This window comes from Bradyrhizobium stylosanthis, assembly GCF_001641335.1.
Classification (GTDB): domain Bacteria; phylum Pseudomonadota; class Alphaproteobacteria; order Rhizobiales; family Xanthobacteraceae; genus Bradyrhizobium; species Bradyrhizobium stylosanthis.
Genome location: NZ_LVEM01000003.1, coordinates 100,593 through 118,086, shown reverse-complemented (window position 1 = coordinate 118,086; position 17,494 = coordinate 100,593). Strand labels below are relative to the sequence as shown.

Below are 17,494 nucleotides of genomic sequence, written 5' to 3'. Positions count from 1 at the left end.
TCGCGCCGTCGCCTGCCCCTATGCCTCGCGCGTGGTGAGCGCGAGCGCCAGATCGATTGCCAGGGCCAGCACCACGGCGGCGCCGCCAAGACCGAACAGGACCAGATAGTCGCCGCCGGTCTGCGCGTAGATCCATGAGAAGCCGTAAGCGGCCGCCGCCTGGAACAGTGCAAAGCTGGTGGTGGCGTGGCTCCAGGTCGAGCGCTGCCGTTCGGTCGAATGAGGCACGAGCTCATGGATGCGTCCGAGCACCAGCGGCACGATGCCGGGCGTAAAGCCGCCGACCACGACGCTCGACACGATCAGCGAGAGCGGTGCGGTGCTCACGGTCGGGAGCAGCACGGCCGCCGCCTCGATCAGGAACGCCGCGCGCAAGGCCGGGCCGAAACCTGAGCGGTCCCCGAGATGGCCGGTGAGGAGCGGGCCGACGATGGCGCCGAGGCCGTACAGCACCCAGTAGCGCGATCCCGCCGCAATGCCCTGGCCGAGGCCACGTGCCACGAAATCGACGATGAAGACCATGTGAGGCACCAGCGCCACGGCGTTGAGGCCGTACTGGAGCAGCAGCGCGCGCTCCGCGGGAGATGCGCGATGCGGTTTGGCCTGGTGCGAAGGTGCGGCATCATTGCTGGCGTCCGCGGGCCAGTTCCACCAACTGGCGAGCGTCAGCAGGGCGGAGAGGACGCCGAGGCCATACCAGCTCTGCTGCAAGCCTTGCTGCAGCAGCAGCGGAACCAGCGTGCCCGATGCGGCGACGCCGAGCCCGACGCCGGCGAAGATCACGCCGCCGACGATGCCCCGCCTCGCCGCAGCGGTGTGCGGCAGAATGACGGAGGCCGCCAGCACCATGATGATGCCGCCGGTGAGGCCGGAAAGAAAGCGCCAGGCGAAGAACCAGGTGAACGACACCGGCGTCGAGCTTGCGAAGAAGGAGAGTGTGGCGAGCAGCATCATCGCCCGCAGCGCGCGGACTGCGCCGATGCGGCTTGCCAGGGCGCGTGCCGCGAGTGCGCCGGCGAGATAGCCGGCAAGGTTCGCCGCGCCGAGATAGACGACGTCGGACGGGCTGAACCACTTTGCCGCGATCAGGGCTGGGATCAGCGGCGTGTAGGAAAAGCGGGCGAGGCCGAGCCCGACCAGCGATGCGGACAGGCCGGCCACCGCGTATCGCCAGGTTTGTTGTGAAGTGGCTTGCGAAGTTGATCGCGCGTTTGAGCCCGGCCGCTGATGCGGCCGGGTCTCGATCTGTCGCTTTGTATCTGCGTTGGTCATGTCATCCTCCTGCGCGCACCGGAGCGCGCGGATCATCCCGTTTGGGCGACGCGGCGGCGCCGGAATTCCTGAACGGGCAGACCGCCCCAGCCCCAATTGTCGGTGTCGACTTCCTCGATCACGACGAAGGTGGAATCCAGCGGCTTGCCGAGCACGTCGCGCAGCAGCTCGCTCGAGCCCTTGATCAGTGCGGCCTTCTCATCCGCCGTGAGCGACGCCGTTCCCGGCGTCGTTCCTTCGCGGGTCACTTGAATGGTGACGATGGGCATCGTGGATCTCCTCGGATCAGTGCCCGGCGCTCTGGCCGCCGTCGACATGCAGGATCTCGCCGGTGACGAAGGAAGCACCCTCGAGATAGAGCACGGCATCGACGATGTCGGACATCTCGCCCATGCGGCCAAGCGGGTGCATCGCGCCGTACTGGGCATGCGTTGCCACGGCGTGCATCGGCGACTTGATGATTCCGGGCGACACCGCATTCACGCGTATGCCGCGCCTGGCGTATTCGATCGCGAGCGATCTCGTCGCGGCGTTCAGCCCGCCCTTGCTCACCGAGGCCAGCACTGACGGCACGTTGGAATTGGCGTGGTCGACCAGCGTGGTCGTGATCTGCACGACGTGACCGGATCCCTGCTTCTCCATCTCGGCGATCGCGAGCTGGGTGATGTTGAAGAAGCCCGCGACGTTGGTCCCCATCACCGCGGCGTAATCCTCGGCCGTGTACTGCGTGAACGGCTTCGCGACGAAGATGCCGGCATTGTTGACCAGCGTGTCGACCCGGCCGAAGCGGGCGATCGCCTGCGACACCACACGCTCTGCGGTGGACCGGTCGGCGATGTCGCCGGGGACGGCGAGGACGTCGTCGTCGCCCGAAGGCTTGATGGAGCGCGCCGTAGCGACGACGCGATAGTTGCGATCGCGAAAACCCTGGACCAGGGTGGCGCCGATACCCTGCGATGCACCGGTGATGATGGCGACCTTCTGCTCGATACCCATGACGGGCTCCTGTGGTTGGCTTGAGAACCTGCGCCAGCAGCGGCTGGCTTGCCGTGTGAGGTACGCCCCCGCGGCCCGGCTGCGAATATCCGCCGTCCGGCAGACACTCTTTCGCGGCGCGAACGAATGCCGGATCGGCGGTTGTCGCGGCGGCGGCGAGCGCCTAGCCTGCAGCTGAAATCTCGGGGGCGACGGGGCTCGCATGGATCGTCTGGATGCGATGAATGTGTTCGTGCTTGCGGTGGACGAGGGCAGCCTCGCCGCGGCAGGACGCAAGCTGGGCCGCTCGCCCGCGGCGGTGAGCCGTGCCATCGCCTTCCTGGAAGAGCGGGTCGGCGTCGAGCTGCTGCACCGGACCACCCGTTCGATCAAGCTGAGCGAGGAGGGCGAGCGCTATGTCGCGATCTGCCGCCGCGTGCTCACCGAGCTGGAGGAGGCCGAGGACATCGCCGCCGGACCGCGCACGGCGCCGCGCGGCCTGCTCACGATCACCGCCCCCGTGGTCTCGGGCGAGATGGTGTTGCGTCCGATCCTCGATGCGTTTCTCGACGCGTACCCGACCGTGTCGGCCAAGCTTCTGCTGTTCGACCGCGCGGTCAATCTGATCGAGGAGGGCGTCGATGTCGCGCTGCGGATCGGCCCTTTGGCGGATTCAGCCATGGTGGCCATGCGGGTCGGCGCGATCAGCCGCGTCGTGGTGGCCGCGCCCCGCTATCTGAAGCAGCACCCGCGCATCACCGAGCCCGGCGATCTCGCCAAGCACCAGATCGTGGCGATGGCGCATCTGCCCAATTCCTGGACCTTTGCGCCGCAGCCGGGCTCGTCGGCGCCGCGCTCGGTCCAGTTCACCCCGCGGCTCCTCGTCAACAGCACCTATGCGGCGGTGGCCTCTGCCGTCGCCGGGCGTGGCGTGGCGCGGATGTATTCGTACCAGGTGGCCGAGCAGGTCGGGCGCGGCGAGCTCGAGATCGTGCTGGCGGACGACGAGGATCCGGAGATGCCGGCGCATCTGATCTGCCCGCAGGGCCGGCTGTCGGTGCCCAAGGTGCGCGCTTTCACCGATTTCGCCGTACCCCGGCTGAAGAAGCAGTTTGCACTGCTGAAGAAGAGCATCGGCGCAGCTTGAGCCGCTTCGCGCGCCCGCAATGCGTTGTTTCGCGTATACGGTGGGCTGCCTGAATCGGCGATGGTTCCCAAACGGTTAAGGTCGGCTTAACCGATGAGTCCTAGCCTGTCTCGGCCGGGGTTACTCGCAAGGCCGAGGTGAGCCCAATGGAAGCCCAGAAGATCGCGGTCGACGCCGTCGTCGCGCTGACCGATTGCGACCGAAGCGCTGTCGTCGCCTTTATCCGCCAGCTCTATCTCGCCGGCGTCACCGACCCCAAGCGCCTGACCTTCAAGGGCCTGCAGGCGCTGTCCCGGACGTGATTCGGCTCGTTTCGGTCCGTTTCGCTCCAGGTTCCATCCCCTCCGCTCTCCTGAGCGTGACCACAACCCACCGGTGATATCTTGCCCGGTGGGGTCGGGCCGGGTTACACGACACCCCGGCTGGGTCACTTGGGATTGGGGAAATGCTGAAACAGCTTTTTGCGCCGCAACTCGTCATTCTGTACGTGCTTGCGGCCTCGACGATTTACGTTCACTTCCGCGGCAAGCAGCGGCTGCGCTTCGCGCGCCAGCTTGGCGATCACTCGACCTATCTCGCACCCTACAACGTGCTGATGTATGCGGGCTCGGCTGTGCCGAACAAGCCGGTGATCTCGGTCGATCAGTTTCCGGAGCTCAAGCCGCTCAGCGAGAACTGGGAGACCATCCGCGACGAGGCCGTGCGCCTGTTCGACGAAGGTTTCATCCGCGCGGCCGCCAAGAACAACGACTGGGGCTTCTACTCGTTCTTCAAGAGCGGCTGGAAGCGGTTTTACCTGAAATGGTACGACGACTTCCTGCCGTCGGCGAACACGCTGTGCCCGAAGACGGTGGAGCTGCTCAAGTCGATCCCGAGCGTGCACGGCGCGATGTTCGCGATGCTGCCGCCGGGCGGCAAGCTCGGTGCGCACCGCGATCCCTTCGCCGGTTCGCTGCGCTACCATCTCGGCCTCGTCACGCCGAACTCGAACAAGTGCCGCATCCTCGTCGACGGCGTCGAATGCGTCTGGCGCGATGGCGAGGCCTTCATGTTCGACGAGACCTTCATCCACAGCGCCGAGAACCAGACCGACGTCAACCGCATCATCCTGTTCTGCGACGTCGAGCGTCCGATGAAGTTCGGCTTCATGACCGCGATCAACCGCTGGGTCAGCCACCACATCGTCAAGGCGTCGGCGACCCAGAACGTCGAGGGCGAGAGTGTCGGCGTGCTCAACAAGGTGTTCGGCAAGCTCTACGAGATCCATCTCGGCAGCCGCAAGGTCAAGGAGTGGAACCGCAACGTTTACTACACGCTGAAATACTCGCTGACGGCGCTGGTTCTTGGGCTGATCGTGTTTTCGGCGCTGAAGTAGGTGCGGATCGGCGAAGAGCCTAGCTTGTGTTGCGTTGCGCTTCATCCGGGCTACGGCGCTGACGCCGAATCCCCCGACGACGCCCAGCATCATCTGGCTGCGAACGCCACGAGTTGAACGCCGGCAGAGCCGAGAACGGCGGCGAGGATGTAACGCGTTGCCGCCTGCGAAAACCATCGCAGGCCAATCGTGGTCCCGATCATCGCGCCCGCCAGTGCACTCAAGGCATAGAGCCAGGTCTGGGGCGATGGCACCTGTCCCACATAGAGCGTGCCGAGCAAGCCAACAGTGGAATTGCCGAGGATGAATGGCGCGGAGAGTGCCGCCGTCTGTCTGGGCGAGGCCCAGCGCATTCCGACCAGGATGGGGGCGAGAAAGACGCCGCCACCGACGCCGGTGAGCCCGGAGATGAAACCGACACCGGCGCCCGTGCATGTAGCGGCCCACAGCGGCGTGACGTGATCGGGCGCAGTGCCGTCGCTCCGCCCCATGATCAGGACGACCGCTGCAAGCAGGAGCACGAGCCCCGTCAGTGTGTGGTAGATGTCGTCGTTGAGCACAATGGATGCGCCGAGCAGGGTGGTCGGCAGTGAGGCGACCAGAAGCGGCTTGAGCTTCACCCAGTCGATATGGCGGCCGCGATTGAACAGCCACGTGGAATAAGTGGCTGCGACGATATTCAGCAGCAAAGCCGTTGGCCGCATCTCGTTTGGAGGAAACGAGGCAAAGGCCATCAAGGCAAGAAATGCCGTGCCGCCGGCTTGTCCGACCGTCGCATAGAGAAGCGAGACGACAGCGAAGCAGACCGTCAGCATTGCTAGTGACGGTGCTTGTGTCCTTCGGAGCTGTCGGGGCGCAAATAGCCTCGCAGCTCCGCATATCGCTGCGTCTGGCTCTGGCTGAGCAAGACTGCGGTCGACAGATGATACTTGAGATGGCCCTCACGAAGCCGAGCTTGGGTTTCGGAAATGGCGGCAATGGTCGCCCTGAGCGACTCCGATGTGACGACGCGGGCCGAGAACAGCCGGTCCAGCTCCATTTCCTGCTCGACCAGCTTGTGGCCCAGCGGGATCGCCTCTTCCTTCATGGCATCGAATAGGCGCTGGACCTGAACGCGTTGATCCGGTGTCAGCTCAAGGCGGTCGCCGAGCTCAAGCACGTGGCTCGGGCCCGGGTAGCCATTGAGTTCAGCGGCAAGTGCCAGGCCCATGCCGCGTCCAGTCCGGAGATCGTCGATCTGTTGATGCGACAGAGCCTTGATGGAGCGCTGCTCCATGCCGGCATAAGGCTGGCCCGACTGTGCGCCGGCAGCGCTGCAGGTGACGATAAGCATGGCCGCAAGCAGGACAAGGCGTCTCATGAGACTGGCTCCATGACATCAGCGCCGGTTCGTCGTTCGATCTTCACCGGCGCTCTCATATCTTGCTGGATGGTTCGTGCCGTGGCAACAGGATTGCCTTGATCGGATAGCCAGACATGGAGCAGGCAATGGTGCCCTTGCCACTTGCGAACATCGAGATCGCGCAATTCTTCCGCGGGTGGCTGGAAACCTTTGCGGGTTATGTCCGCGAGGTCGACTATGCCTCGGCGCGGCCGCTCTTCCATCCTGATGTGCTGGCCTTCGGCACGCATAACGATGTCATCCCCGGGCTCGATCAATGGGTCGCGACACAGTGGGACAACGTCTGGCCGAAGACGAGCGACTTCCGTTTCGTCCTCGATCAGATCTCGGTCTTGGCTTCACCTGACGGCACGATGGCGACGGTGATCGCGCCATGGACCAGCACGGGCTATCACCCCGATGGCAGCGCGTTTGCGCGCCCGGGCCGCGCGACCATGATCTTTTCGAAGAACGGCGATCGCTGGCTGTGCGTGCATTCGCACATGTCGCTCAATCGCGGTGTGCCGCAGGCGAGCCACGCCAACCGGCCGGTGAAGGCCTGGTAGACGCGACCGGAATAGAAAAGGCCCCGGACGTGTCTGGGGCCTTTCGATTTCGATATGTCGCGGAGCCTACTCGGGCTGGCCGATGCTGACCTTCAGCGTGCCGACGCCGTCGACGCCGCATTCGAGCTTGTCGCCGGGCTGCAGCTGCGACACGCCGGCCGGCGTGCCCGTCATGATGATGTCGCCGGCGGCGAGCTTCACCTGCTGGGAGAGCTGCCAGATCGTCTCCGGCACGTTCCAGATCATCTGCTCGAGATCGCCCGTCTGGGCTTCCTTGCCGTTGACCGTGAGCCAGATCTTGCCCTTCGTGGGGTGGCCGATCTTCGAGGCCGGCTGCACCGCGGAGGCGGGCGCGGAGCCGTCGAACGACTTGCCGATCTCCCACGGACGCTCCTTCTTGCGCGAGGCGATCTGGAGGTCGCGGCGGGTGAGGTCGATGCCGACGGCATAGCCGTAGACATGGTCGAGCGCCTTCTCGGCGGGAATGTTGAGGCCGCCGCTCTTGAGCGCGACGATCAGCTCGACCTCGTGATGCAGGTCCTTGGTCAGCGGCGGATAGGGAATGGTGGCGCCGTCGGGCACCAGCATGTCGGCGTGCTTGGCGAAGAAGAACGGCGGGGCGCGCTCGTCATTGCCCATCTCGCGGATGTGCTCGAGATAGTTGCGGCCGACGCACCAGATGCGGCGCACGGGAAAGCGGCCGCTCTCCCCGACGACGGGAAGCGAAGCCTGGGGCGGGAGCGGGATGACGTAGGAGGCGGCGTTCATGGAGCGGTCTCGCTGCTCTTGGTGGGGTGAAGGAACTCTATGCGGTTGCGCTGATCGGCGCCAGAGTGCCGGCGTCGCGATGTTGCAGGCGGAAGAACGAGGCGTAGCGGCCGGAGCGGCGCAGCAACTCGTCGTGGCGGCCCTGCTCGACGATCTCGCCGCCCTCGACCACCAGGATGGCGTCGGCGTGCATGATGGTGTGCAGGCGGTGCGCGATCACGATGGTGGTGCGGTTCTGGCAGAGATGCTCGATCGCCTCCTGCACCTGCCGCTCGGACTCCGAGTCGAGCGCGGCGGTGGCCTCATCGAGCAGGATGATCGGCGCGTTCTTGAGCAGCGCGCGCGCCACCGCAATGCGCTGGCGCTGGCCGCCGGAGAGTTGCGTGCCGTGCTCGCCGACCGGCGTGTCGTAGCCGAGCGGGAAGCCCGCAATGAAATCGTGCGCGCAGGCCGCCTTGGCGGCCTCGATGATCTCGTCCTCGCTCGCGCCCGGCTTGCCGAAGGCGATGTTGTTCCGGATGGTGTCGCGGAACAGATAGACGTCCTGGCCGACATAGGCGGTCTGGGCGCGCAGCGATTTGCGCGAGATCGCGCCGATCGACTGGCCGTCGATCACGATGTCGCCCTGCGTCACCTCGTAGAACCGAAGCAGCAGCGCCAGCACGGTCGACTTGCCGCCGCCGGACGGGCCGACCAGCGCGGTGACCTTGCCGGGCTCGGCGACGAAGCTCATGCGGTTGAGGATGGTCTCGTTGGCACGATAGGAGAAGCTGACATCGCGCAGCTCGATCCGGGCGTCGGAGAGCTTCAGCGCCGGCTTGTCGTCGTCTGACCGCTCGCTCGCCGGGCTGTCGATGATCTCGAGCAGCATGCGGGCGCCGACGAGCTGGCTGTTGAGGTCGATGTTGAGCCGCGCCAGCCGCTTGGCCGGCTCGGTCGCCATCAGGAACGCGGTCATGAACGAGAAGAACGCGCCGGGCGTGGCGTTGAGCGCGACCACGGCGTACCCGCCGTACATCAGGCAGCCGGCGACGGCGAAGCCACCGAGCATCTCCATCAGCGGATTGGAGCGGTTGGCGACGCGGGCCATCTTGTTGGCGTTGCGCTCGACGATCGCGATGTTCTCGTCGATGCGCTTCTGCATGGTCTCTTCGAGCGTGAACGCCTTGACGGTGCGGATGCCCTGCAGCGATTCCTGCATCGTCTCCATGATGTCGGCGGTGCCGGTGAACTGGTTGAAGGCGAGGCCCTTGATGCGCTTGACCAGCTTGCGCAGCACCAGCATCGCCGGCGGCACAGCGACGAGGCCGATGAACGACATCAGCGGGTCCTGCCACACCATCACGCCGATCATCGCGAGCAGCATCAACAGGTCACGGCCGATGGCGTTGACCAGCATGTTGAGCACGTCGGTGATGGATTTGGCGCCGGCCGTCAGCCGCGCCAGGAACTCGGACGAATGACGCTCGGAGAAGAAGCCGACGCTCTCGCGCATCAGCTTCGCGAACAGCTGGCGCTGGTTGGTGGCGAGGATGGTGTTGGAGATCTTGGTCAGGATCACCATGTGGCCGTAGGTCGCGACGCCCTTGATGAAGAGCAGCACCACCGTGATCCCGGAGAACATCGCGATGCCCGGGATGTTCTTGTCGACATAGGCCTGGTTGATGACCTGGCCGAGCACATAGGTCGCGCCGGCAGTCGAGCCCGCAGCGAGCGCCATCAGCGCGAAGGCGACGAGGTAGCGCCGCCAGTAGACGACGCCCTGTTCGGTGACGAGGCGGCGAATCAGGACCGCTGCCGCATAGGGGTCGTCGGTGATTTTCTTTGGAAACTGAGCCATCCGGTGTCCATTGACGGCTCAGGCTTAAAAGCCTGCCCGCGCGTCAGGGATCGATGGGCCTCTGTGCCCGCTCAAGCGGGGTTTTTCAAGCCCAATTAAGGGCTTGCGCTGGGGACGATTCTAGGCCGAGGCGGCGTGGCGGAGCTCGCCATGGCGTTCGCGGAACAGCTTGTCCTCCCAGGCCAGCGCATGGGCTGCGATGGTCTCGAGGTCGTCGTATTGCGGTTTCCAGTCGAGCAGGCCGCGGATGCGGCTGGTGTCGGCGACCATGGTCATGATGTCGCCGGGCCGGCGCGGGGCGTACTGGACCGCGAAGCTGCGCCCCGAAACCCGCCGCACGGCGTCGATGGTCTCCAGCACCGAATAGCCGCGGCCGTAGCCGCAGTTCAGCGTTGTCGAGGCGCCGCCATTGCGCAAATAGGCGAGCGCCGAGCGATGGGCCTGCGAGAGGTCCGTGACGTGGATGAAGTCGCGGATGCAGCTGCCGTCCTGGGTCGGATAGTCGGTGCCGAACACGTCGATCTTGGCACGCTGGCCGGTGGCGGCTTCGACCGCGATCTTGAGCAGATGCGTCGCGCCGACCGTGGCGAGCCCGATGCGCGCCTGCGGATCGGCGCCCGCGACGTTGAAATAGCGCAAGGTGACGTACTGCATGCCGTAGGCGGCGGCGACGTCGTGCAGCATGATCTCGGTCATCAGCTTCGAGGAGCCGTAAGGCGACAGCGGCCGCGTCGGCGCGTGCTCGGGCACCGGCACCTGGTCCGGATTGCCGTACACCGCGGCGGTCGAGGAGAAGATGAAGCGGCCGATGCCGCGCTTGACCGCGACGTTGAGCAGGTTGCGTGCGGTGGTGAAATTGTTGCGGTAGTAGCCGAGCGGATCGCGCATCGAATCCGGCACGACCACGGAGCCCGCGAAATGGATGATGCTTTCGATGTTGTGCTGGGCGATCACACCCTCGAGCAGGTTCTCGTCGCCGGCATCGCCAATGAACAGCGGCACGCCCTCGGGAAGATAGGCCGAGAAACCGGTCGACAGATCGTCGATCACGACGACGTCCTCGCCGGCTTCCGCCAGCGCCAGGACCGTATGGCTTCCGATATAACCGGCGCCGCCGGTGACTAGCACAGTCATGGTCTCACCCGTCTGCGATCAACGCGCAAAGCTAGCGCTTGCGTGGTGAAGAGGGGGTATCGGCGCGGCTGAACTGGTCACTATGCTTAATGTTGCGTATAGGGACCTTTCGAAACGGAGCATGACGTGGCGAATTCCCCAGCCGATCTCGAAGTGATCGTGCCAAATCTGCACAGGCGCTATTCCGGGGTCACCGCGACCAACCGGATGGTCGCGCCGCGGCTGGCGAAGCTGTATCGCGCCGCCTGGTTCGGCTCCGACGCGCCGGAGGGGATTGCGCGGCTCGGCGGGAGCGAGCTCTTCAAGCTCTGGCGCCGCAGGCAGCCCCTGATCTGGCATGCGCGGCGCAACAACGAGATGATCGCGGGCGTCGTGCTGCGCGCGCTCGGCTGGCCGCTGAAGCTGGTGTTCACCTCGGCGGCGCAGCGGCATCATTCATGGATCACGCGCTGGCTGATCCGCCGCATGGACGCGATCATCGCGACGTCAGATATCTCCGCCTCGTTCCTGAAGGTGAAGGCGACCGTGATCCCGCATGGCGTGGACACCGACGTCTATGCGCCGCCGACCGATCGCGCCGCGGCCTTTGCCGAAAGCGGTCTGCCGGGCCGCTATGCCATCGGCTGCTTCGGTCGCGTGCGCGCGCAGAAGGGCACCGACGTGTTCGTCGATGCGATGTGCCGCCTGCTGCCGCAGCATCCGGATTTCACCGCCGTCATCGTCGGGCAAATCACCGCCGAGCAGACGCCCTTCGCGAACGATCTGAAGAAGCGCATCGAGGCCGCCGGCCTGCAAGCGCGCATCGTCATCACCGGCGAACTGGAAATCGAAGCGGTGCAGCGCTGGTATCAGCGGTTGACCATCTACGCCTTCACCTCACGCAACGAAGGTTTCGGTCTGACACTGATCGAGGCGATGGCGGCGGGCAGCGCGCTGGTCGCCGCGCGCGCCGGCGCGGCCGAGCTCGTGGTCGAGGAGGGCGTCACCGGCGTGCTGATTCCGACCGGGGATGCGGATGCGCTGGCCGCAGCACTCGAACCGCTGATGCGCGACGTCGCGGCTGCGACGGCAATGGGCGAGCGGGGGCGGGCGCGGGTGCTCGAAAAATTCAGCCTCGATGCCGAAGCGGCGCGGATCGGCGAGGTCTATCGGCCGCTGCTGTAAGCGCCGCTCAACAAAACTGCGAAAACAACCCCATGCACAGTAGCTGGCAATAACGGAATCAACGGCTTGGCGGCGGGCGTCGCCTCTTGCGGATTTTTCGAAGTCGATTTGACCCGTCGGGCAAAACAGTGCTACGCAGGTAGCATCCCAAAACGCCCGATCGCACCGCCGCTGCAGGCCCGGACTCCGCGCCTTCCGCGCGATTCGATCAGACCGACGCCTCGCGGCTCGGCTTCTTTTTCGCGTTCTGGCGCAGGAAGCTGACTTCAAGCTCGTCGCCATTGACGCGATCGAGCTGGCACCTGCGATAGGCAAGCCCGGTCGAGGACAGCACGAGGAAGAACTCGGTCAGCGCGAGGCCTTCGATGGAGGTTTCGACGCGCAGCGTGGCCGAATTCTCGGACACGTCCTTGACCAGGCAGGGACGACGCCAGGTGCCGTCGATTGCCATCATCTGCGCCGTCAGCGGCCGCTCGAAGGCGACGCGCCGGCTCTCACGTTCCTTTTCCGTGGGCATTCCCTAGCGCTGCGCCTGCAGCTGCGAATAGACGCCGGTTGCTCGCGCTGCCGTGTGCGGCGGCGGGCGAAGCCTGCGCTCATAGCTGTCTGCAAGATCGAGCAGACGCTTTTGGATGAAAGGGTCAGCCTTCGTCGCGAGCTCGCGGATGTGCTCGGCGCGTCTCCTGATGAAGTCTTCGTCCATTGGCTGTTTCCCCTTGAAGCAAGAGGATGCCAATTCTTCCCGGGGGTGTAAGCAACATATGTTAGGCTGGCCGCCACGCATGGCGGCGCCGCTCAGGTCGTGACCCGTGCGGCAGCTTCCCCCAGCACGCGCTGCGCAATCGCCACCACCTCGCTCGCCGCGATGTCCCGCATGCAGCGATGGTCGTTCATCTTGCAGATCGTGCTCTGGCAGGGCTGGCACGACAGCACGCTCTTGTCCTGGACCACGGTCGCGGCAAGGCCGTTGAGGGGCGCCCAGAGATAGGGGCTGGTGGGGCCGAAAATGCCCATGGTGGGCGTACCGAGTGCGGCTGCGATGTGCATCAGGCCGGAATCGTTGGAGATCGCAACGCCGGCCGCCGCCATGGCCATCACGCCGTTGCGCAAATCGTTACCGGTGAGGTCCCGCACCTTGGGGCCGCCCGCGGCGACGATCTCCTGGGCGAGGCCTTTTTCGGCGGGGCCGCCGACCACCCAGACCTCGAGGCCGCGCTCGACCAGGAGACGGGCGGCTTCCGGGTAATAGGTCCAGCGCTTGGAGACGCCGACCGAGCCGGGGGCAAGCGCCACGGCGGCGCCGGTGCTGAGCCCGTTGGCCTGGCGCCAGCGGGCGATCTCGTCGGCAGGGACCCGCAATTGCGGCACCGGCCATTCCGGCGGCAGGGGCGCGCCGTCGGGCTGGGCCAGCGCAGCGTTCTTGTCGATGAAGCGGGGCAGCTTCTTCTCGCCCCAGCGCCAGCGGTTGAGCAGGCCGAACCGGAACTCGCCGACGAAGCCGACCCGTTCGGGGATGCCGGCCAGCGCCGGCGCAATGGCCGCCTTCCAGGTCCGGGGCAGCACCAGGGCGGTGCCGTAGTTCCGCTCGCGCAAAAGCTTCGCCAGCCCGAACTGCCGGCCTACGGCCAGCCGGCTGCGCGGCAGGTCCCAAACAATGCCCTGGCGCACGCCGGGCATGTAATCGACCAGCGGGGCGCACAGGGACGTGGTCAGGAGATCCACCGGCCGGTTCGGCCAGCGCTCCTTCAGGACCCGCACCACGGTGTGATTCCGCACGAAATCGCCGATCCACATATAGGGAACGATCAGGATCGGGCGCGTGTCGCTCCGGTCTGCGTCTCCACTAAGTTGCGAATCTTGGTTCATTCGTTAATAGGACCGAAGAGGGCTGATGTGGCGGTTCGGTTAGCTGCTCCGGGCCGGAACGTAAAGCCGGGAGAGCGCAAGTCCAAAGCGCCCGCCCAAAATGCTTACACTTTGGCAGATGATGCGCTACGGCAGGATCGGACCTTAAGAAATCGGGCAGGTAGGTGGAATGTTGCTGGTGACCGGCGGGGCCGGTTTTATCGGATCGAATGTCGTGGCCGCGCTCAATGACGCCGGCCGCAGCGACGTCGTGGTCTGCGACCTGCTCGGCAGCGACGGCAAATGGCGGAACCTGGCCAAGCGCCAGCTTGTGGATATCGTGCCGCCGGCCGAACTGATGGACTGGCTGAAGGGCCGCAAGCTCGATGCCGTGATCCATCTCGGCGCGATCTCCGCGACCACCGCAACCGACGGCGACCTCGTGTTCGAGACCAACTTCCGCATGTCGATGCGCCTGCTGGAGTGGTGCACGGCCGGCGCCGTGCCGTTCATCTACGCCTCGTCGGCGGCGACCTACGGCGACGGTGAGACCGGTTTCGACGACGACGCTTCGCTGACGGCGCTGAAGAAGCTGCGGCCGATGAATCTCTACGGCTGGAGCAAGCACATGTTCGATCTCGCGGTCGCCGGGCGCGTCGCCAACGGCGATCCGCTCCCGCCGCAATGGGCAGGCCTGAAATTCTTCAACGTGTTCGGCCCGAACGAGTACCACAAGGGCTCGATGATGAGCGTGCTGGCGCGACGCTTCGACGACGTCAAGGCCGGCCGCGTCGTGCAGCTGTTCAAGTCGCACCGCGAGGGCATCGCCCACGGCGACCAGCGCCGCGACTTCATCTATGTCGATGACGTCGTGCGCGTCGTCATGTGGCTGCTGGCAACGCCCTCCGTCTCAGGCCTCTTCAACGTCGGCACCGGCAAGGCGCGCAGCTTCAAGGATCTGATGCTGGCTGCCTATGCCGCGCTCGGCGCCAAGCCCAATATCGAATATATCGACATGCCCGAGAGCATCCGCGGTGCCTACCAGTACTTCACCCAGAGCGAGGTCGATCGCCTCTGCCGCGCCGGCTACAATGGCGGCTTCACGACACTCGAGGACGCGGTAAAGGCCTATGTCGGGGATTATCTCGACCGGCCCGACCGCTTCCGCTGAGGCTTTTTGATCATGGCGACGCCCATTCTCGATTTCGATGCCCTCGCGCAAACCATCTCAGGCCGCACGGTGCTCTGCATCGGCGACATCATGCTGGACGAGTTCGTCTATGGCGAGGTGTCGCGGATCTCGCCGGAAGCGCCGACGCCGGTGATCGCGGCCCAGCGCAGCGAGATCCACATCGGCGGCGCCGGCAATGTCGCGCGCAATATCGCCTCGCTCGGCGCGCGCTGCATCTTCGTCGGCCTCGTCGGCGCGGACGATGCGGGCACGCGGCTCGCTTCGGCACTGGCCGAACATGGCGCCATCGAAAGCGTGCTGGTGTGCGACCCGTCGCGGCCGACTACGCGCAAGGTCCGTTTCGTCTCCGAGCATTTTTCCACGCACATGCTGCGTGCGGACTGGGAGCAGGCGACAGCGGCCTCCGACGCGGTCGAGACCGAGCTGATTGAGGCGATCCTGCCGCAGATCGCGCGCGCCGACATCGTGCTGCTGTCCGACTACGCCAAGGGCGTGCTGACCGCGCGCGTGATCCGCCACACCATCGATGCCGCGCGAAAGCTCGGCAAGTCCGTGATCGTCGATCCCAAGAGCCTGAACTGGGCGATCTATCGCGGCGCGACGCTGCTGACGCCCAATCGCAAGGAATTCGCGGAAGCCACCCGCAGCCGCGCCGACACGCCGCAGAGCATTGTCGACGCCAGTGAGGACGTGATGCGGCTCGCCGATTGCGAGGCGATCCTGGTCACGCAGGGCGAGCACGGCATGACGCTGGTGCCGCGCAATGGCGAGGCGGTTCACGTTCCGGCCGTCCCGGTGAAGGTGCGCGACGTCTCTGGCGCCGGCGACACCGTCGCTGCCGCGCTTGCGGTGTCGCTCGCGGCGGGCGCGGACTGGGACACGGCGCTGCGTGTGGCCAATGCCGCCGCCGCGGTCGCCGTCGGCAAACGGGGCACCGCCAGCGTGAGTGCGGACGAGCTGCGGCGCAAGATCCTGCCGCACGCCTATCTTGCGGCCGAGGAGAAGATCGTGCTCGAGCCTGATACGCTCGACGCGCAGCTCGCCGAATGGCGCCGCCAGGACCTGCGCGTCGGCTTCACCAATGGCTGCTTCGACATCCTGCATCCCGGCCACGTCAAGGTGCTGACCGCGGCGCGCGCCGCCTGCGACCGCCTGATCGTCGGCCTCAACAGCGACGCCTCGGTGCGCCGGCTGAAGGGCGCCGATCGCCCGGTCCAGGACGAGCGCGCGCGTGCGGAAGTGCTGGCCGCGCTCGAAGCGGTCGATCTCGTCGTCATCTTCGAGGAAGACACGCCGATCGAGCTGATCACCCGGATCAAGCCGAGCGCGCTGGTGAAGGGCGGCGACTACACCCGCGAGCAAGTGGTCGGCCACGAGGTCGTCGAGGCCGCGGGCGGCGTGGTCGTGCTGGTGGACATCCTCAAGGGCTTCAGCACCACCGCGCTGGTGCATCGCGCGCGGGGAGGGGGCAAGTGACGGCTCAAGTGACTGGCCAGGCGCCGGCGCTCGCACGGGAGACGATGGGCCAGATGCTGTCGCGTCGCCTGCGCAGCCCGGCGGCCTGGAGCGAGACGGTCGACCTGTTCGCGATCCTCACCGCCGCTTCGCTGCCCTGGTCGACGTCGCTGGCGGGGATCTTCAACGCGCTGATGCTTGTCTGCATGGTGCCGTTCCTCGACATCCGCGCCTTCCTGCAATCGCTGAAGCGTCCGATCTGCGTCGCGCCGATCGCGTTGGTCCTGCTCGCGCTGGTCGGAACGCTGTGGTCTGACGCGGCCTGGGGCGCCCGTTTCTATGCGGTCAATCCGACCGTCAAGCTGCTGGTGCTGCCGGTCCTGCTCTACCATTTCGAGCGCTCGTCGCGCGGCCGCTGGATCTTCGTCGCCTTTCTGGTGTCCTGCGCGCTGTTGTCGGTGATGTCCTGGCTGGTCGCCCTCTACCCGAACCTCGCGCTCAAGAACGATCCGCCCGAGCGCGGCATCTTCGTCAAGAACTACATCGACCAGAGCCAGGAATTCGCGCTGTGCGCGGTTGCGCTCGCCTATCCCGTCGTGATGCTGCTGCGCCAGAAGCGCTATTGGATCGCCGGGCTGCTCACGGCGCTGGCGCTCAGCTTCTTCGTCAACATGGCGTTCGTGGTGGTGTCGCGCACCGCGCTCGTCACCGTTCCGATCATGTTCGGCGTGTTCGCGCTGCTTCATTTGAGCTGGCGCAACATCGCGATCATCTCGGCCGTTCTGCTCGCCGGCGCGCTCGTCGCCTGGCAGGCCTCGCCGCAATTGCGCAGGACCGCCGACACTTTTGCCAGCGACTACAATCGCTATGTCGAGAAGGGCGAGCCGACCTCGGCGGGCCTGCGGCTCGAATTCTGGCGGAAGTCGCTCGGCTTCTTCGCGGAGGCGCCGATCAAGGGCCATGGAACGGGCTCGACGCGCGGATTGTTCGAGCGTGTTGCCACACCCAGCGGTCAGTACCAGGCCTCCGCCGAGGTGATCGGCAATCCCCATAACCAGACGCTGAACGTCGCCGTGCAATGGGGCGTCATCGGTATCGTCATCCTCTACGCGATCTGGATCCTGCATCTGCGCCTGTTCCGCGGCGATGGCCTCGCCAACTGGGTCGGCCTTCTGGTCGTGGTGCAGAACGTCTTCACCTCGCTGTTCAACTCCCATTTGTTCGATTTTCACGAGGGCTGGATGTACGTCATCGGCGTCGGCGTCGCCGGCGGCATGGTGATCCGGGCACAACAGGCCGAGGCGAAGATGGGGGAAGCCGGTTCCTGAACGGCCGCGCGGCTGGCAAGTCCGGTTCAGATGGGCTATCAGCGCGGACAGG

Annotated in this window: 19 protein-coding genes; 8 read left to right on the top strand and 11 right to left on the bottom strand. The window is 65.8% G+C overall.

Annotated features, from left to right (window positions below; translation table 11 throughout):
- Positions 1-18: 18 nt before the first annotated feature.
- From A7X65_RS20360 to A7X65_RS20350, 3 genes are read right to left on the bottom strand one after another with little or no spacing between them, the layout of a single operon-like run.
- On the bottom strand, positions 19-1,272 hold the full coding sequence (locus A7X65_RS20360; protein WP_063690631.1) for an MFS transporter: 1,254 nt from the start codon (positions 1,270-1,272) through the stop codon (positions 19-21).
- A gap of 32 nt (positions 1,273-1,304) precedes the next feature.
- Entirely contained in the window at positions 1,305-1,541 is a 237-nt protein-coding gene (locus A7X65_RS20355) for a tautomerase family protein (protein WP_208608619.1), read from the bottom strand.
- A 16-nt stretch (positions 1,542-1,557) separates the two neighbouring features.
- The gene (locus A7X65_RS20350; RefSeq protein WP_063688020.1) at positions 1,558-2,268 is read right to left on the bottom strand and encodes an SDR family NAD(P)-dependent oxidoreductase; all 711 of its coding nucleotides are present in this window, start codon (positions 2,266-2,268) and stop codon (positions 1,558-1,560) included.
- A 202-nt stretch (positions 2,269-2,470) separates the two neighbouring features.
- On the opposite strand from A7X65_RS20350, the gene A7X65_RS20345 reads away from it, so the two are divergent.
- From A7X65_RS20345 to A7X65_RS20340, 3 genes are all read left to right on the top strand, one after another.
- A complete protein-coding gene (locus A7X65_RS20345) occupies positions 2,471-3,394 on the top strand; it encodes a LysR family transcriptional regulator (RefSeq protein WP_063688018.1) in 924 nt (307 codons plus the stop codon).
- A 146-nt stretch (positions 3,395-3,540) separates the two neighbouring features.
- Positions 3,541-3,696: a hypothetical protein gene (locus tag A7X65_RS42705; RefSeq protein ID WP_167358277.1), complete on the top strand. Its 156-nt coding sequence runs from the start codon at positions 3,541-3,543 to the stop codon at positions 3,694-3,696.
- Positions 3,697-3,839: 143 nt separating this feature from the next.
- A complete protein-coding gene (locus tag A7X65_RS20340) occupies positions 3,840-4,769 on the top strand; it encodes an aspartyl/asparaginyl beta-hydroxylase domain-containing protein (protein ID WP_063688016.1) in 930 nt (309 codons plus the stop codon).
- Between the two features lie 89 nt (positions 4,770-4,858).
- On the opposite strand, the gene A7X65_RS20335 is transcribed toward A7X65_RS20340, so the two are convergent.
- Positions 4,859-5,584 (bottom strand): sulfite exporter TauE/SafE family protein, encoded by a 726-nt coding sequence (locus A7X65_RS20335; protein WP_063688014.1) that lies wholly within the window; start codon positions 5,582-5,584, stop codon positions 4,859-4,861.
- A gap of 2 nt (positions 5,585-5,586) precedes the next feature.
- Positions 5,587-6,129 carry a Spy/CpxP family protein refolding chaperone gene (locus tag A7X65_RS20330; RefSeq protein WP_063688012.1) on the bottom strand — a complete coding sequence of 181 codons (543 nt, stop codon included), beginning with the start codon at positions 6,127-6,129 and terminating at the stop codon, positions 5,587-5,589.
- Positions 6,130-6,257: 128 nt separating this feature from the next.
- Here A7X65_RS20330 and A7X65_RS20325 point away from each other — a divergent pair, with 128 nt between their 5' ends.
- Positions 6,258-6,716 carry a YybH family protein gene (locus A7X65_RS20325; protein WP_063690628.1) on the top strand — a complete coding sequence of 153 codons (459 nt, stop codon included), beginning with the start codon at positions 6,258-6,260 and terminating at the stop codon, positions 6,714-6,716.
- Between the two features lie 66 nt (positions 6,717-6,782).
- Here A7X65_RS20325 and A7X65_RS20320 read toward each other — a convergent pair whose 3' ends face one another.
- From A7X65_RS20320 to galE, 3 genes are all read right to left on the bottom strand, one after another.
- Positions 6,783-7,484 (bottom strand): fumarylacetoacetate hydrolase family protein, encoded by a 702-nt coding sequence (locus A7X65_RS20320; protein ID WP_063688010.1) that lies wholly within the window; start codon positions 7,482-7,484, stop codon positions 6,783-6,785.
- Between the two features lie 37 nt (positions 7,485-7,521).
- Positions 7,522-9,324, bottom strand: coding sequence for an ABC transporter ATP-binding protein (locus A7X65_RS20315; RefSeq protein WP_063688008.1), 1,803 nt, complete (start codon positions 9,322-9,324; stop codon positions 7,522-7,524).
- A gap of 120 nt (positions 9,325-9,444) precedes the next feature.
- Complete coding sequence (gene galE / locus A7X65_RS20310) at positions 9,445-10,458, bottom strand: UDP-glucose 4-epimerase GalE (protein ID WP_063688006.1); 1,014 nt, start codon at positions 10,456-10,458, stop codon at positions 9,445-9,447.
- A 126-nt stretch (positions 10,459-10,584) separates the two neighbouring features.
- Between galE and A7X65_RS20305 the strand changes: the two genes are divergently transcribed.
- A complete protein-coding gene (locus tag A7X65_RS20305) occupies positions 10,585-11,622 on the top strand; it encodes a glycosyltransferase family 4 protein (RefSeq protein ID WP_063688004.1) in 1,038 nt (345 codons plus the stop codon).
- 208 nt (positions 11,623-11,830) lie between these two features.
- Here A7X65_RS20305 and A7X65_RS20300 read toward each other — a convergent pair whose 3' ends face one another.
- The 3 genes from A7X65_RS20300 to waaF all read right to left on the bottom strand — a co-directional run bounded on the left by A7X65_RS20300 (position 11,831) and on the right by waaF (position 13,488).
- Positions 11,831-12,139, bottom strand: coding sequence for a hypothetical protein (locus A7X65_RS20300; protein WP_063688002.1), 309 nt, complete (start codon positions 12,137-12,139; stop codon positions 11,831-11,833).
- A gap of 3 nt (positions 12,140-12,142) precedes the next feature.
- The gene (locus tag A7X65_RS20295; protein ID WP_063688000.1) at positions 12,143-12,325 is read right to left on the bottom strand and encodes a hypothetical protein; all 183 of its coding nucleotides are present in this window, start codon (positions 12,323-12,325) and stop codon (positions 12,143-12,145) included.
- 92 nt (positions 12,326-12,417) lie between these two features.
- Complete coding sequence (waaF, locus tag A7X65_RS20290; protein ID WP_063687998.1) at positions 12,418-13,488, bottom strand: lipopolysaccharide heptosyltransferase II; 1,071 nt, start codon at positions 13,486-13,488, stop codon at positions 12,418-12,420.
- 169 nt (positions 13,489-13,657) lie between these two features.
- Here waaF and rfaD point away from each other — a divergent pair, with 169 nt between their 5' ends.
- From rfaD to A7X65_RS20275, 3 genes are read left to right on the top strand one after another with little or no spacing between them, the layout of a single operon-like run.
- Entirely contained in the window at positions 13,658-14,638 is a 981-nt protein-coding gene (gene rfaD / locus A7X65_RS20285; protein WP_063687996.1) for an ADP-glyceromanno-heptose 6-epimerase, read from the top strand.
- A gap of 12 nt (positions 14,639-14,650) precedes the next feature.
- Positions 14,651-16,135 (top strand): D-glycero-beta-D-manno-heptose-7-phosphate kinase, encoded by a 1,485-nt coding sequence (gene rfaE1, locus A7X65_RS20280; protein WP_063687990.1) that lies wholly within the window; start codon positions 14,651-14,653, stop codon positions 16,133-16,135.
- A gap of 44 nt (positions 16,136-16,179) precedes the next feature.
- A complete protein-coding gene (locus A7X65_RS20275; RefSeq protein WP_063690625.1) occupies positions 16,180-17,442 on the top strand; it encodes an O-antigen ligase family protein in 1,263 nt (420 codons plus the stop codon).
- The last annotated feature ends 52 nt before the right edge of the window (positions 17,443-17,494 follow it).

Bases quoted from the DNA above. Each gene is read 5' to 3' on its own strand.
- A7X65_RS20360 (WP_063690631.1), bottom strand. From the start codon at position 1,272: ATGACCAACGCAGATACAAAGCGACAGATCGAGACCCGGCCGCATCAG.
- A7X65_RS20355 (WP_208608619.1), bottom strand. From the start codon at position 1,541: ATGCCCATCGTCACCATTCAAGTGACCCGCGAAGGAACGACGCCGGGA.
- A7X65_RS20350 (WP_063688020.1), bottom strand. From the start codon at position 2,268: ATGGGTATCGAGCAGAAGGTCGCCATCATCACCGGTGCATCGCAGGGT.
- A7X65_RS20345 (WP_063688018.1), top strand. From the start codon at position 2,471: ATGGATCGTCTGGATGCGATGAATGTGTTCGTGCTTGCGGTGGACGAG.
- A7X65_RS42705 (WP_167358277.1), top strand. From the start codon at position 3,541: ATGGAAGCCCAGAAGATCGCGGTCGACGCCGTCGTCGCGCTGACCGAT.
- A7X65_RS20340 (WP_063688016.1), top strand. From the start codon at position 3,840: ATGCTGAAACAGCTTTTTGCGCCGCAACTCGTCATTCTGTACGTGCTT.
- A7X65_RS20335 (WP_063688014.1), bottom strand. From the start codon at position 5,584: ATGCTGACGGTCTGCTTCGCTGTCGTCTCGCTTCTCTATGCGACGGTC.
- A7X65_RS20330 (WP_063688012.1), bottom strand. From the start codon at position 6,129: ATGAGACGCCTTGTCCTGCTTGCGGCCATGCTTATCGTCACCTGCAGC.
- A7X65_RS20325 (WP_063690628.1), top strand. From the start codon at position 6,258: ATGGTGCCCTTGCCACTTGCGAACATCGAGATCGCGCAATTCTTCCGC.
- A7X65_RS20320 (WP_063688010.1), bottom strand. From the start codon at position 7,484: ATGAACGCCGCCTCCTACGTCATCCCGCTCCCGCCCCAGGCTTCGCTT.
- A7X65_RS20315 (WP_063688008.1), bottom strand. From the start codon at position 9,324: ATGGCTCAGTTTCCAAAGAAAATCACCGACGACCCCTATGCGGCAGCG.
- galE (WP_063688006.1), bottom strand. From the start codon at position 10,458: ATGACTGTGCTAGTCACCGGCGGCGCCGGTTATATCGGAAGCCATACG.
- A7X65_RS20300 (WP_063688002.1), bottom strand. From the start codon at position 12,139: ATGCCCACGGAAAAGGAACGTGAGAGCCGGCGCGTCGCCTTCGAGCGG.
- A7X65_RS20295 (WP_063688000.1), bottom strand. From the start codon at position 12,325: ATGGACGAAGACTTCATCAGGAGACGCGCCGAGCACATCCGCGAGCTC.
- waaF (WP_063687998.1), bottom strand. From the start codon at position 13,488: ATGAACCAAGATTCGCAACTTAGTGGAGACGCAGACCGGAGCGACACG.
- rfaD (WP_063687996.1), top strand. From the start codon at position 13,658: ATGTTGCTGGTGACCGGCGGGGCCGGTTTTATCGGATCGAATGTCGTG.
- rfaE1 (WP_063687990.1), top strand. From the start codon at position 14,651: ATGGCGACGCCCATTCTCGATTTCGATGCCCTCGCGCAAACCATCTCA.
- A7X65_RS20275 (WP_063690625.1), top strand. From the start codon at position 16,180: ATGGGCCAGATGCTGTCGCGTCGCCTGCGCAGCCCGGCGGCCTGGAGC.